Here is a 14,573-nt window from a genome sequence, read left to right on the forward strand (position 1 = left end):
CCTGATATTTCTTTTATCTTTGCAGCCTGATTTTGAGATCAAATACAATTAATAAAATGACATTACAGCAAATCATTTCAGAACAGGTAAAAGCCGCCATAAAAAAACTGTACAACGCAGATTTAGAATCTGTAGAATTGCAAGGAACTAGGAAAGAGTTTGAAGGAGATATAACCGTAGTAGTTTTTCCTATGCTTCGTGTGGTAAAAGGTAACCCAGTTCAAATAGGGGAGGCCATAGGTGCATATCTTGTCGAAAATGTTGAAGATATTACTTCTTTTAATGTGGTAAAAGGATTTTTGAATCTGGTAATTGCAGATTCATATTACCTAAAATTCTTTAAGGATGTTAAAGACAAAGAAAATTATGGTTTCCTAAATCCAAAAGAAGGAGATAAAGCTGTAATGGTAGAATATTCTTCTCCAAATACTAATAAACCTTTGCATTTGGGACATATCAGAAATAACTTATTGGGATATGCAGTAGCCGAAATTATAAAAGCTAGCGGTAAAAAGGTATATAAAACACAAATTATCAACGACCGTGGAATTCATATTTGTAAAAGTATGGTAGCATGGCAAAAATTTGGTAATGGAGAGACTCCACAATCTACTGGTTTAAAAGGTGATAAATTAGTAGGGAATTATTACGTGAAATTTGATAAAGAATATAAAAATCAGATTGCTACACTAGTAGATGAAGGAAAATCAGAAGAAGAAGCTAAAAAAGAAGCACCAATATTAATTGAAGCCCAAGAAATGCTACGTAAGTGGGAAGCTGGAGATACAGAGGTCGTAGATCTTTGGAATACCATGAATAATTGGGTATATGATGGCTTCGAACAAACGTATAAAGCTTTAGGTGTAGACTTCGATAGTTATTATTATGAAAGTAACACCTATTTGCTTGGTAAAGATAATATTGAAGAAGGTCTAGCAAAAGGAGTGTTCTTTCAAAAAGACGATGGTTCTGTTTGGTGTGATCTTACCGATGAAGGTCTCGATGAAAAACTAGTATTAAGAAGTGATGGTACGGCCGTGTATATGACTCAGGACATAGGTACAGCAATCCAGCGAGTAAAGGATAATCCAGATATTGGAGGTATGATTTACACGGTTGGAAATGAGCAAGATTATCATTTCAAAGTTCTCTTTTTGATTCTTAAGAAATTAGGATATGATTGGTCCGATAATTTACATCATTTAAGTTACGGAATGGTAGATTTACCAAGCGGTAAGATGAAAAGTAGAGAAGGTACCGTGGTAGATGCGGATGATCTAATAGTTGAAATGACCGAAACAGCAGGTGAAATTTCTAAGGAATTAGGGAAATTAGATGGGTATAGCGAAGAAGAAAAAAATAATGTTTATAAAACTATTGGTTTAGGAGCATTAAAATATTTTATCTTAAAAGTAGATCCTAAAAAAAGAATTCTTTTTGATCCAGCAGAGTCGGTTGATTTTCAAGGAAATACAGGGCCTTTTATACAATATACCTATGCTAGGATTCAGGCGATTCTTCGTAAAGCAGATTTTAATTGGAAAGAGGAAGTTAGTGATATAGCTCTAACAAGCAGAGAGAAAGAACTTGTTAAATTATTAGAGGTATATCCCGAAATTATTCAGAATGCGGCTAAGGATCTTAGTCCAGCGGTGATAGCAAATTATACTTATGATTTGGTAAAGGCGTACAACTCCTTCTTTCAAAATATATCTATTTTTGGAGCTGATTCAGAAGAAGAAAAGATATTTAGAGTACAACTTTCTGGAGCAGTAGGAGAAACCATTAAATCTGCGTTTGGATTATTAGGAATAAACGTGCCGGAACGCATGTAAATGGGAAACTATGATGTATGGTGCTTGGGTAATCTAATACAAAACGTACTTCCTTGCCCAAGCTTACTTTCTACCTCTAACGTTCCTTGATTAAGTAATATTAATTCATTACATATTTTTAATCCTAACCCTGTTCCTGATTCATTATCTGTTCCTTTGGTGGTTAAAGTAATATCAGAAAACAGTTTTGTGATGTTTTCTTTTGGTATTCCAACGCCAGTATCTTTGAAATAGATGCTTACTGAGTCCTTTTGCTCTTTTTTATTTATAGTGAGAGAATCACCAGCTTTGCAAAACTTAACCGCATTAGCGATGATATTTTGCGCTACAATCGTGCACATATCTTTATCTGCAAATACTTTGGTGAAATCAGTAATATTATTAATCAGTTTTACTCCTTTTTCAGAAGCACGAGAAGTAAAGAAGACAATTTTTTCATTGATAACTTCAGTAAAGTCAAAGTCCTTTGGAGTAGCTTTGAGCTCTTTCATTTGAGATTTCGACCAATTTAAAAGGTTGTTTAATAGTATTGAAGTCTGATGTGTGCTATGAGCTAAGATAGGAATGATTTCTTTAAATTCGGTTTCGGAAATAACGTCATCTTTTAATAAATTAAGAGTTTTGTCTAAACCATGAATTTCATTTTTTAAATCATGTGAGACTATAGAGAATAATTTGTTTTTTACCTGGTTCGATTGGTTTAGTTCTTTTATGTATTTTGCTCTTTGGATACGCGCCTTAATAATTCCTATGATGAAGATAAAAGCAACTATAAACGCAGCAATGGCAAGATATGTGTAGATTTTTTGTTTAAATAGTTCTTCTTTAGCTTCTTGTTTTTCTCTTTTTTGTTTATCTAGAGAAGCTTGTTGTTTTTTCTCATTTTCTAATCTACTCTTTACAATATCTATTTGTTGTGTCGTTTCTTTTAATGTGTGTTTTTGATACAAATCCTTGTACTGTTTTTGCCATTTGTATGCATTTAAAAAGTCGCCTCTTGCAGAATCTAGAACAGCATATAGGTCATAAGAGTTGAGAAGGAGTGGAGTAGAATTCATTTTTTCTGATTCTTCTTTGGCAGAAGAAATATAATTTTCCGCTTCTTCAAACTTTTTTGTAGTAATAGCGATTTCGGCTAAGGACAATTTCGTTCTAATCAGCCTTTCTTTGTAGGCAACTTTACCACCAATAAAAAGAGCAGATTCATAATATTTTTTGGCTTTCTGATAGTCTTTTTTGATAAATGATATTCTTCCTAATGCACTATAACTTTCAGCTATTCCGTAGCTATAGTTCTCCTTTTTATTCATCTCCAAGGATTCATTAGAAAAATACAAAGCACTATCTAATTTGTTTTCTTTAATGTAAATAATGGCTATGTTGTGAAGCGTAGAGCCTACGGTATTCGAACCTGTTTTCTTTTTTAATTCTAATGATTGTCTATAATATTTTTTAGCGGGCTCAAAGTTCTTTAAATGGGCATATACATTACCGATGTTGTTGATAGTGGTAGCTAATTTTAGGCTATCTTTTAGTTTCTCATAATAGGAATAAGCTTCTAGGAGATGAATCAAGCTTTTTTCTGCGTTTCCAAGCCTTTGTTCGATAACGGCTTTGTTATTTTGGGTAATAGCTAATCCTCTAGTATGATTTACCCTTCCGTAATATAAGAAGGCCTGATCATAACAACGTAAAGCCTCAAAAAGTTGATCGGTTTGGTTATAAATATTTGCTTTTTCATTATATAGCTTTCCAACCCCTTTATCATATTTTATTTGTTGAGAGATTCTTATGATAGTGTCGGAATATCTTAGACCTTCTTCAAACTTTTCCTTTAGGCTTAAATCATATATGAGATCAGCAGCTAGGTCAATATTCGAAGAATCGGCGATAGAATTTGTTGCATTCACAATACTATCCAACTTTTGATGTTGACTATAGGTATGTGCATACAGAAATAGCGCTACAAACGCTAGATAGTAAGTAGTAGGTTTCATAATAAGATTTAAGGCACTTAAAAATTACAATATTTTTGGGGACTTTATATTTTTTTTAACAAAAAATTTTATTCCTAAGTCATTTTTCTTATTTTTATGGAGACTGACGTTTTACCCCAAAAGATTAGAAGAACACTTCTGTTTATTTCATGAATTACCTAATATCAAGAGCTACCGATACTGATTTACCATTAATGCAACGACTGTTTTATCAAACAGTAACGATGTATGGTTCGAAAATTTTCACTAAAGCCGAAGTGAAAATATATTCCCGTCTTGCATTGGATAAAAACCATTGGATTCAAAAATTCAAAGATGATTTTATTTATAATGCCAAGCTTAATGGAGAAATAATAGGATCATTTACTCTTAACAAAAATGGAGATATTGAATATATTTTTGTTCATCAAAACTATCAGGGAAGAGGGATTGCAAAAAAACTATATCAAAAATTAGAAGAAGTTGCAAAAGATGCTGGTGTAGAAATGCTTTCGACGCAAATAAATCTCAATACAAAAGCTTTTTTCGAAAAAAATGGTTTTAGAGTTGTTAAGAACATTGAGAAAGTTGCTGGAGGTGATGATGTAGTGAGTTATAGTGGAATAAAACACCTTTAAAAACTAAGACGAAAAAAAGCATTTGGAGTTGTTCCGAGTCCAAATTCCTGTATTTCTTCAATCTGATTTGTATCGTTTAGCGTATAGTATTGATTAAACGTATTTTCTTGGTCCAAAACATTCCATACAGAAACTCCTGTTAATCCACTTAAGTAATTGTTAATTTTAAACTTATACGTAGCAGATAAATCAACTCTTATGTAGTTATTCAGTCTTGAGCTATTTGGAGCTTCATACGTAATAGTATCTCCCATATCATTGTTTGTGAAATCAGGTAGTGTGTTAGGTTTTCCACTGTGCCAGTTGATACCTGCGGATATTTTGAGATTATTTCTATTATAAGCAGCGGCAAAGTTAATGTTGTGTCTTATATCTATATTATTAGCAAAATTAGATGGGACAAGATTATTAAAAGAATAAGTGTTGTCCGCATAAGAATAACTAAGCCAGGTACTAAAATTTTTAAACCTTTTATTAATCAAAAAATCTACTCCCAAAACCTCATAAGAACCATGATCATCAGAAAATTCGAATTGATTCTGAAACCCTTGGCTTCTGGTAATGATACCAGATACTTCTTTGCGATATATATCTGTAGATATTAGCCAGTTATTATGATTATAACTAAGCCCAACTGAAATCTGGTTGCTTTTTAAAACAGGAATGTTATTGTCATTGGATAGTACCCATCTCCTGTTTTCAATACCCAAAAAGTCATTTTGAAGGTCAATGATTTGCGAGGTCGATTGACTTTTGATTTCGCCCAAGATCTCTAGCGTAAAATGATTAGAAAATCTCTTATAAAAATTTATTCTTGGTTCTAGAATATATGTATCAAATTTTTCCAAATAATTAAGACGAGCTCCTAAATTACCATATAAAGATCCATCTTTAGAATGGTATGCAAGTTCTGAAAAGATACTATGAGTTCGTATTACTTCTTTTGTCAGATTCCTAAATGTAGGGTTATTAAGGTCTTGCAGATAGGTAATACCTGTTTCATTAAATTGATATCCATTTTTAAAATTGAGATTGGTGTTTACCTTTAATTCAGTATTCAGTTTTAAACCGTTTTCCAATACGTCATTTTCCTGAAGTAGGCGTTGATTATTTTGGATATCTGAGTTGATGGTTTCTAATCGATAATTTGTTCCATAGAGAAGTAGTTCTGTTTTGAATACGTCGCTCCATTTTCTTTGATATAAAAGACCACCAACCAAATTATTTTGTTGGGCACTGCTTTCCCGAGAAATATCTATCTGGTTATCAAAAGAGTTTTCTTGGAAAACTAAATTGTTTCTCATAATGAGTCCATTAATCTTTATTAGGTCTTTATCGGATAATTGATACAACCACCTAAGACTTATATCATAAAAAGAAAACCTTTGTCCAGAATTACCATTACTAATCACTTCAGAATTTTGAAAAGCTTTATCAAAATATTGATTATAAGTAGGTGTTTCTATAATGTCATTAATAGAATGTCGAATGGCAAATTGAACAGAAGATTTTTTGCCGATAGGCGTATCAATGTAAGTGTCGGCACTAATTAGGTTTAGTCCGATACTTGCATCTAATTCTTTATGAACTTTATCAGAAGTGTTCATAGCAATCACACTAGATACTCCATCACCATATGCAGCACTTGAACCATTTTTAAAAACTTGAACATTCTTTGTAAGAAAAGGATTAAAAGCAGATATGAGACCGAAAAAATGACTGGATTGATACATTTTAATTCCATCCCAAAGAATAAGGTTTTGATCATTTGTTCCTCCTCTTACATTAATATCAGAAACAGTTTCATTTACACTTAAGACACCTGGAAGTGCCTGAATAGTTTGTAATAAATCAGGTTCCACAAGACCGGGAAGAATTCCAAAATCATTATAATCGATCTGTATTGAACCGTCTAATTGTTTATCAATCCCCTTGATTAAATAATCGTTAATCACAATTTCATTGATATATTCAAATTTTGGTGTTAGAAGGATTTTTTTACAAGGTTGTTTAATAAAATCAAAAGCCGAAATTGTTAGGGGTGTATATCCTAAAAAACTAATAGTTATTTTTTCATTTGGAGAATCTATTTGAAGCGAAAAGTTTCCAGTAGAATTGCTGATAACCGAATCTGCCGAACTTACAACAGAAGCGTTGGCTATAACTTTTTGATCAATATCATATAAAATTCCACATATCTTTTGAGGAATGAATTGAATCGTTATCGTATTGTCAGGTAGTATAACATACTCAAATGGTGTGTTTTCTCTTAAATATAACAGCACATCATCTAAAGATAAAGTTTCCGGAGGTTTGTTAATAGATATATACTCTAATTCCTCATTTACATATGAGAAATCATATCCGAATTGTTGTTGTACATCTCTTAAAATAGAGACAAGAGGATATAGTTCTTTTTCAGTTTGACAATAACTAGTAAAAAGAATAAAAAAAAATAGAATAGTAGAAACGAGGATTTTGGGTCGAATCACTCTTTGAATAAAGTTACAGTTTTGTTATTAATCACATATTTCAAACGCATAGGAATCGTAATTGATTTCAATGCTAATTCAATATCTGAATGTACAAAATTACCTGTAAATATTATACTTGGATCGATATTTTTTGTTTTAATTTCAACCCCATATTGCCATTCTAACTCTTTTAAAACTCTGGAATAAGGAGTTTTGAAAAAATAACTTTTGTTGTAGTACCATTTTGGTTCCTTATCATTAACCTTTAATTGTTTGATACCTTTTGAGTCATATACAACAGCATCTCTTTCTCTAAGATACTTTGTTTCTTTGTTAATTGTAACACTTACAACCCCTTCATAACAGGTTACTTCTAATAAGTTTTCTCTTTGTTTTACATTAAACCGAGTACCTATGACACTAATTGTTCCTAATGAAGTTTCAACGTCAAACTTTTTTCCTTGAGCAACATTAAAATAAGCTTCGCCAGATAAATGTATTTTTCGCTTAGTATTCCAATTCTTTTCATCATATGTTACTAAAGAAGTGGAATTTAATCTAACGGTTGACTCGTCGGGTAAGTTAATTTTGGTTTTTTGGCTTGCTAATGTTTCTACTTTAGTGTTATAATCATTTGAGAAAGCAAAATATAATCCAATTCCAATTACAAAAGCAGCTGCAATACGTAATACTACTTTCAAATAATTCTTACTTGGTGAATTTGTATTTCTAGATTTTAATTGCTGATTCATTTTCTGCATATTCTCTGACACATCAAATTCTGGAGCACTAAATTTTTTAGCGGTCTCTGATATTTTTACATAAGAATCATAGACGTCCAATTTTTTGAACGCCTCTGATTCCTGCTTAGTGAGTTGTTCGTTGTCCAACCACTTTTGTATAAGATCTTCCTTTTTCATAACAAGATTCTTAATTATATAACAATTGGTAGGTCTAAATTCCTACCTGCTTTTTAATTTTTTTAAATTCCCTCTATTTCTGTTCTTAGTTTTTCTAGTGCAGTATAAATTCTTTTTTCTACGGCTTTTCTAGATATTCCTAAAAGTTCAGCAATTTCTTTATGCTTTTTACCCTCAACTCTGTTCATTAAAAAAGCAACACGTTGTGCTTCTGTAAGATTAGAAAGAGCGTTTTGATATTTTAAAAGGTATTCTTTCTCTTCCAAAATGAATTCAGGACTTTCATTGGTGCGATCTTTTTTTTCAGATAATTTATATTTTAATTTTACTTTGTCATGTTTTATCTGATTTAATGTGAGATTATTAGCTACAGTAAATAAAAAGCTTTTGGCTTTGTCTACAGTAACATTACCACAGTTATCCCAAAGTTTCATAAAAGCTTCTTGAACTTGATCTTTTGGATTGACTTGCGAACCGTATTTGAAATAAATGAAATCATGAAGATTTTTAGAATGTTTTGTAAAAAGTTCAGAAAACAATCGTTCCTCACAAATATCCTTAAATAGGGATTTAGGCATTTTGATTTTTTTTCAAATGTAAAAAAAATATAAAGTTGGTGGGAATTTCATCTTTGAAATTGTTATACTAGTTGAATATAAAGAAGAAAAGAGTATGCGTGTTTTAAGAAAATGTTTTTTGACAATCTTGTTTGGTTGCGGGTTAGTATTAATTTCCTGTCAGGAAGAAGAACAAGAGATTATAGATCCAACTATTGACAATACTATTCCTCAGAATTCTCGACTTGCAGGTCTTATGAGAAATATTGTTACACATGATGGTTCATATGATGACGTCGTAGATGGAGGAAATTGTTTTAGTATTAACCTACCTTATACTATAATACTTAATACTCAGCCAACGATAATCGATTCCATCGAGGATTATAATCAATTTAGTAGTTCAGATGATATAGAAATCCAATTTCCGATTAAAATTACAACAGCTAATCATGTAGTTGAAACTATAGAAAATAAAAATGATTTAAATGCATTAGCGAATACTTGTGAAATACAAGATGAGGATATCGAGTGTGTTGATTTTGTATATCCTTTTGTGTTTGCAACATTTGATTCTGGTAATAATATATTAGGGACGACAGAAGTGTTTCATGATGCTCAAGTGTTTGGATTTATGGGAAGTTTGAATGAAAATACCGTAGTATCTATTAACTATCCTATTCAATTGCTTCTTAGTAATGGAGAATTTTTAGAGGTAGCACATAATACCGATTTACTTTCTGGTATTGAGGCGTTTGAACAATCATGTGAAGAAAATGATGGATAAAAAATGTTTAATTTTTTAACTAAAAAGTTAAACAAAAAGTTAAAAAAGTGCTAAAATCATATTTTGAGGTAGCAATTTTAGAAATCGAGTTGTTTCATCATCGAACAAATAATTAAAAATAAAAACCAATAACATGAAAAATTACTTCAAAAAGGCTTTTTTCGCATTATGCTTAATTTCGATCGTTGCTTGTAGTGACGATGATGATACTACTTTTATCCCTGTTTCAATGACCATCGCGGATTTCGTTGCGGACAATGCGGATTATAGTTCTTTACTTGCAGCTTTAGAAAGAACAAATCTGGATGTTACGTTAAATAGCAATGGAGATTTTACAGTATTTGCACCAAACAATGCAGCATTTACTGAATTCTTAGACGGTGCAGCTTTAGAAGATGTACCAGTTGAAACTTTAGAACAAATTCTATTAAATCACGTTTTAGATGTTAGAGCTCCATCTTCTAGTCTCTCTACAGGCTATGTGAGTAATCTAGCAACAGAGTCCAATAGTAGTGCTAATCTTAGTATGTATATCAATACATCTAACGGAGTAGTTATTAATGGTGATGTTACGGTAACAACTGCTGATATAATGACCGACAATGGGATTATTCATGCAGTAGATAAAGTTATTCCACTACCTACTATGCTTACATTTGTAGGAGCTGATAGTAATTTTTCAACCTTAGCTACAGTTGCAACGACTACCACTGGGTTTTTAACAGACTTTGGAGCTGTTCTTAGTGGAGCAGATAGTAATTTAACATTATTAGCTCCAGATAACGATGCTTTTACTGCTTTAGGAGATATTTCTGGTGTTCCAGCAGCTACTATCGAGCAAATTTTATTAAATCATGTGATAGCGGGAACAAATATTTCTTCTTCCCTTACTACAAGTTATAATAACACTCTAGCTACTTATGGAAGTACTATGAACAATCTTAGTATTTATATAAATACGGAAAACGGAGTTTCCTTTAATGGGATTTCCACGGTTACAGAAGCTGATATTGTAGCATCTAATGGAGTAATACACAAAGTTGGGTCGGTAATTACTTTACCTACTGTAGTAACATTTGCTACTGCAGATGCAACTTTTTCTACACTCGTAGAAGCTTTAACAACGCTAACACCTTCTACAGATTTTGTAGCTGCCTTAAGTACAGAAAATGGAACAGCACCAGCTCCTTTTACAGTTTTTGCACCAACTAATGATGCATTTGCAGCGATTGATGTTCCAATGGATGAGAATGTTTTGGCTAATATTTTAAATTATCACGTAGTTGGAGAGAATAATGTGCGCTCTACTGATTTGGTAGATGGTCCTGTTACTATGTTAAATGATATTGATGTCACTATTGATGCTTCCGCACCGAGTGTTACTGGATCAGGAAATACAACGGCTAGTAATATTGTCGTAGTGGATGTGCAAGCCGCAAATGGAGTGGTACATGTGATTGATCAAGTTTTGATCCCAGCTCCAACAAATTAAGATAGAACCCTCTTTTTAAGATTACCCCAAAATAAAAATTCTTCTTTAAGGGCATTTAGTTATAGATTGATTTTTCAATTAGTTAAGAGCTAAATGCCCTTTTTTACACACTCATTTTAAATATTAACTAATTTAAATTAAAACCTATGAAAACGTTAATCAAAAGATTATCGGTGCCTTTGTTGTGCCTTTTCGTAATCAATGTTTTTATCTCTTGTAAAACAGATAATGAACAGTTAAATGAATCAGATCCAAGTTTGATTGAATTTGAAGAATCAAACATCATCAGCTTTGATGAAATAGAAGAAATGACCCAAAATATAATTGATGGTGAGTTGCTAGAGCCTGAAAATGAAGAAGAAGCTTTTGGCTTGTCTAAAAATTCTTTATTTGATATTAGTAGAGAAAGAAGAGTATATGATTTTTCTGCATCAATCAATAGCGGAGCTGGAGCAGGAACTAATATTGAAGGTGAACTTCGTTTAAATTTTACTTTATATCATGCCAGTTTTACCATTGTTAGAGGAAACTTGGTATTACCAGATGGCTCAAGAGCACGAACTAGAGGAGCTATTATAAGTGATGGTATTGTTTATCTAATCATAAATCCACCCGGAAGGAATTTAATTTTTGGAATTGGTAGAGTAGATGAAGAAGGTAACTTAGAAGGAGGATTTAGAATTTTTGGGAATGGTATTGGTAGAGGAGAATGGAGTGCGGAATTAATTAAAACAATTTTCCCTGATAAAACAATAGTGGAGTTAATTGTTGAGGATGGTAGATTCACCTCTTTAGTAGGAGCATTACAAGCTACTGATTTAGTAGCGCCTCTAACAGGAGAAGGTCCGTTCACTGTTTTCGCTCCAACCGATGAAGCGTTTGCTGCATTGGATGAGGTTCCAGAATTAGAAGTTTTAAAACAAGTACTGTTATATCATGTAGCGACTGGGAGATTAAATACCCCACAGTTATTGGCACAGGAAATGATTGAGACATTACAAGGAGAAAATGTAAAAGTTAGTCTAGATGATAATAATGAAATAGTAATCAATGATACCGTGAAATTACTTTCTGCAAACATCGGAGGATCTAATGGAGTAATTCAGGTTATAGATGCAGTATTGATACCGCCATCATTTCAGCCACTACCAAGTATTGTAGAGATTGCTGTAGCCACTCCAGAGTTATCAACTTTAGTAGGTGCTTTGCAAGAGGCTGATCTTGTTGATACTTTGAATGGAGACGGACCTTTCACAGTATTTGCACCGACCAATGATGCATTTGCCTCTTTAGAATCGATTCCTAGTGGAGAAGCTCTTACAGAAGTTCTTTTATATCATGTTGCAGCAGGTAAGTTTACGGCAGAAGATTTAATAGCTGGTCAGACGGTTACAACAGTGCAAGGAGATGAGGTAACTATAGAAATGATAGATGGAGAAGTGTTTCTAAATGGGTCTATTAAAGTTGTAATTGCAGATGTTGAAGCTTCTAATGGTATTGTTCATGTTATAGATGGGGTTTTACTACCTCCTGCTAATTTACAATCAATCGTAGAGATAGCTGTGGCCACACCAGAGTTATCAACGTTAGTAAGTGCATTACAAGCGGCTGATCTTGTTGATACGTTAAATGGAGATGGTCCTTTCACAGTATTTGCACCGACCAATGATGCATTTGCTGCTTTAGAAGCGATTCCAAGTGGAGAAGCTCTTACAGAGGTTCTTTTGTATCATGCTGCAGCAGGTAAGTTTACGGCAGAAGATTTGATTGCTGGTCAGACAGTTACAACAGTGCAAGGAGATGAGGTGACTATAGAAATGATAGATGGAGAAGTATTTTTAAATGGATCTATTAAAGTTGTAATTGCAGATGTTGAAGCTTCTAATGGTATTGTTCATGTTATAGATGGGGTTTTACTACCTCCTGCTGATTTACAATCAATTGTAGAGATAGCTGTAGGTACACCAGAACTTTCTACTTTAGTGGGTGCATTACAAGCAGCTGATCTTGTTGATACGTTAAATGGAGACGGACCTTTTACTGTATTTGCTCCAACTAATGATGCATTTGCTGCTTTAGAAGCGATTCCAAGTGGAGAAGCTCTTACAGAAGTTTTGTTATATCATGTTGCAGCAGGTAAGTTTACTGCCCAAGACTTATTGGCTGGTCAAACTGTAACTACCGTACAAGGAGAAGAAGTAACTATAGAAATGATTGACGGTGAGGTGTTTTTAAATGAGTCCATTAAAGTGTTATTGGCAGATATAGAAGCTTCAAATGGAATTGTACATGTAATTAATGAAGTTTTAATTCCATCAGCATTGCACTAAAAGAAACAGACATTTGAGTTAGCCATAAATAATTGTCTGAAGGAGCTATTAGAAAGAATTTTTAATGTCTTTCTAATAGCTTTTTCTTTTTTTAATATTAATTGCAGGATGATGTAGAATTCTATCTTAACCATTTTTTATAAATACACTTCAAATCATTAAATTTGCACCATTCTGCTAAAAAAGTAGATGTTGAAAAATCAGAATAAAGTATATGTTTGATAATTTAAGTGATAAGTTAGATAAAGCGTTACATATTTTAAAAGGTCACGGTCAGATTACTGAAGTAAATGTTGCTGAGACACTTAAAGAAGTACGTAGAGCATTGGTAGATGCTGATGTTAATTATAAAATTGCTAAAGATTTTACAGCAACCGTAAAGGAAAAAGCATTAGGTCAAAACGTGCTTAAATCGCTTAAGCCTGGTCAATTAATGGTTAAACTTGTAAAAGATGAGTTAACTGAATTAATGGGTGGTGATGTAGCTGGAGTTAATCTCTCAGGAAATCCTTCTGTCATCTTAATGTCAGGTTTACAGGGTTCTGGTAAAACAACATTTTCTGGAAAGCTAGCGAATTATTTAAAGAATAAAAAAACTAAGAAACCACTTTTAGTGGCTTGTGATGTTTATAGACCAGCAGCGATAGACCAGTTGCATGTTGTTGGTGAACAAATTAATGTAGAGGTTTTTAGTGATAGAGGTAACTCTGATCCAGTTGCTATCGCAAAAGCAGGTGTTGCTCATGCAAAAGCTAATGGATTTAATGTAGTTATAATTGATACTGCAGGTCGTTTAGCTGTAGATGAGGTGATGATGACCGAGATTGCAAATATTCATAAAGCCGTTACTCCAAATGAAACATTATTTGTAGTAGATTCCATGACTGGGCAGGATGCTGTTAATACTGCGAAAGCATTTAATGATTTATTGAACTTTGACGGAGTAATCCTTACGAAGCTTGATGGAGATACCAGAGGTGGAGCAGCTATTTCTATTAAATCTGTTGTAAATAAACCGATAAAATTTATTGGTACTGGTGAGAAGATGGAAGCTATCGATGTGTTCTATCCTTCCAGAATGGCGGATCGTATACTGGGGATGGGAGACGTAGTTTCTTTAGTGGAAAGAGCGCAGGAGCAATTTGATGAAGAGGAAGCAAGAAAGCTACAAAAGAAAATTGCAAAAAATCAATTCGGTTTCGATGATTTCTTAAAACAAATCCAGCAAGTAAAGAAGATGGGAAATATGAAAGATCTTGTGGGGATGATTCCTGGAGCTGGTAAAATGATGAAGAATGTAGATATAGATGATGATGCATTTAAGCATATTGAAGCGATTATTCATTCCATGACACCTGAAGAGCGTACAAAACCTCAAATTATTAATGCGAGTAGAAAAAAACGTATTGGAAAAGGTTCAGGCACCTCAGTTCAGCAGGTAAATCAACTACTTAAACAGTTTGATCAAATGAGTAAAATGATGAAGATGATGCAAGGCGGCGGCGGCAAGCGTATGATGCAAATGATGGGTAAGATGAGATAACTTTTATAATCAATTAATAAT

General features: G+C 32.9%; 10 protein-coding genes. 6 read left to right on the forward strand and 4 right to left on the reverse strand.

The window, feature by feature from the left end:
* Positions 1 to 56 precede the first annotated feature (56 nt).
* Positions 57 to 1,835: an arginine--tRNA ligase gene (gene argS / locus ACWNT5_RS07730; protein ID WP_456517024.1), complete on the forward strand. Its 1,779-nt coding sequence runs from the start codon at positions 57 to 59 to the stop codon at positions 1,833 to 1,835.
* 8 nt (positions 1,836 to 1,843) lie between these two features.
* Here the strand turns inward: argS and ACWNT5_RS07735 are convergent, their stop codons facing one another.
* The gene (locus tag ACWNT5_RS07735) at positions 1,844 to 3,832 is read right to left on the reverse strand and encodes an ATP-binding protein (RefSeq protein WP_456517025.1); all 1,989 of its coding nucleotides are present in this window, start codon (positions 3,830 to 3,832) and stop codon (positions 1,844 to 1,846) included.
* 149 nt (positions 3,833 to 3,981) lie between these two features.
* Here ACWNT5_RS07735 and ACWNT5_RS07740 point away from each other — a divergent pair, with 149 nt between their 5' ends.
* On the forward strand, positions 3,982 to 4,449 hold the full coding sequence (locus ACWNT5_RS07740) for a GNAT family N-acetyltransferase (protein WP_299608301.1): 468 nt from the start codon (positions 3,982 to 3,984) through the stop codon (positions 4,447 to 4,449).
* Here ACWNT5_RS07740 and ACWNT5_RS07745 read toward each other — a convergent pair.
* The 3 genes from ACWNT5_RS07745 to ACWNT5_RS07755 form a co-directional block, all read right to left on the reverse strand.
* Positions 4,446 to 6,941, reverse strand: coding sequence for a TonB-dependent receptor plug domain-containing protein (locus ACWNT5_RS07745; protein WP_456517026.1), 2,496 nt, complete (start codon positions 6,939 to 6,941; stop codon positions 4,446 to 4,448). The genes ACWNT5_RS07740 and ACWNT5_RS07745 overlap by 4 nt on opposite strands.
* Positions 6,938 to 7,843, reverse strand: a complete 906-nt coding sequence (locus ACWNT5_RS07750; protein WP_299608296.1) for a FecR family protein — start codon at positions 7,841 to 7,843, stop codon at positions 6,938 to 6,940. The genes ACWNT5_RS07745 and ACWNT5_RS07750 overlap by 4 nt, the downstream gene beginning before the upstream one ends.
* 62 nt (positions 7,844 to 7,905) lie before the next feature.
* The gene (locus ACWNT5_RS07755) at positions 7,906 to 8,421 is read right to left on the reverse strand and encodes an RNA polymerase sigma factor (RefSeq protein ID WP_299608294.1); all 516 of its coding nucleotides are present in this window, start codon (positions 8,419 to 8,421) and stop codon (positions 7,906 to 7,908) included.
* Between the two features lie 118 nt (positions 8,422 to 8,539).
* Here ACWNT5_RS07755 and ACWNT5_RS07760 point away from each other — a divergent pair, with 118 nt between their 5' ends.
* The 4 genes from ACWNT5_RS07760 (at position 8,540) to ffh (ending at position 14,552) form a co-directional block, all read left to right on the forward strand.
* Positions 8,540 to 9,187: a hypothetical protein gene (locus tag ACWNT5_RS07760; RefSeq protein ID WP_456517027.1), complete on the forward strand. Its 648-nt coding sequence runs from the start codon at positions 8,540 to 8,542 to the stop codon at positions 9,185 to 9,187.
* A 133-nt stretch (positions 9,188 to 9,320) separates the two neighbouring features.
* Positions 9,321 to 10,679 carry a fasciclin domain-containing protein gene (locus ACWNT5_RS07765; RefSeq protein WP_299608290.1) on the forward strand — a complete coding sequence of 453 codons (1,359 nt, stop codon included), beginning with the start codon at positions 9,321 to 9,323 and terminating at the stop codon, positions 10,677 to 10,679.
* A gap of 146 nt (positions 10,680 to 10,825) precedes the next feature.
* On the forward strand, positions 10,826 to 13,009 hold the full coding sequence (locus ACWNT5_RS07770; RefSeq protein ID WP_456517028.1) for a fasciclin domain-containing protein: 2,184 nt from the start codon (positions 10,826 to 10,828) through the stop codon (positions 13,007 to 13,009).
* Positions 13,010 to 13,223: 214 nt separating this feature from the next.
* Complete coding sequence (ffh, locus tag ACWNT5_RS07775; RefSeq protein WP_299608285.1) at positions 13,224 to 14,552, forward strand: signal recognition particle protein; 1,329 nt, start codon at positions 13,224 to 13,226, stop codon at positions 14,550 to 14,552.
* Positions 14,553 to 14,573: the final 21 nt, after the last annotated feature.

The sequence above is a fragment of the Aquimarina sp. 433 genome, from assembly GCF_054054605.1.

Coding starts and splice junctions, on each gene's coding strand:
- ffh (WP_299608285.1), top strand. CDS start 13,224: ATGTTTGATAATTTAAGTGATAAGTTAGATAAAGCGTTACATATTTTA.
- ACWNT5_RS07735 (WP_456517025.1), bottom strand. CDS start 3,832: ATGAAACCTACTACTTACTATCTAGCGTTTGTAGCGCTATTTCTGTAT.
- ACWNT5_RS07755 (WP_299608294.1), bottom strand. CDS start 8,421: ATGCCTAAATCCCTATTTAAGGATATTTGTGAGGAACGATTGTTTTCT.
- ACWNT5_RS07765 (WP_299608290.1), top strand. CDS start 9,321: ATGAAAAATTACTTCAAAAAGGCTTTTTTCGCATTATGCTTAATTTCG.
- ACWNT5_RS07740 (WP_299608301.1), top strand. CDS start 3,982: ATGAATTACCTAATATCAAGAGCTACCGATACTGATTTACCATTAATG.
- ACWNT5_RS07770 (WP_456517028.1), top strand. CDS start 10,826: ATGAAAACGTTAATCAAAAGATTATCGGTGCCTTTGTTGTGCCTTTTC.
- ACWNT5_RS07750 (WP_299608296.1), bottom strand. CDS start 7,843: ATGAAAAAGGAAGATCTTATACAAAAGTGGTTGGACAACGAACAACTC.
- argS (WP_456517024.1), top strand. CDS start 57: ATGACATTACAGCAAATCATTTCAGAACAGGTAAAAGCCGCCATAAAA.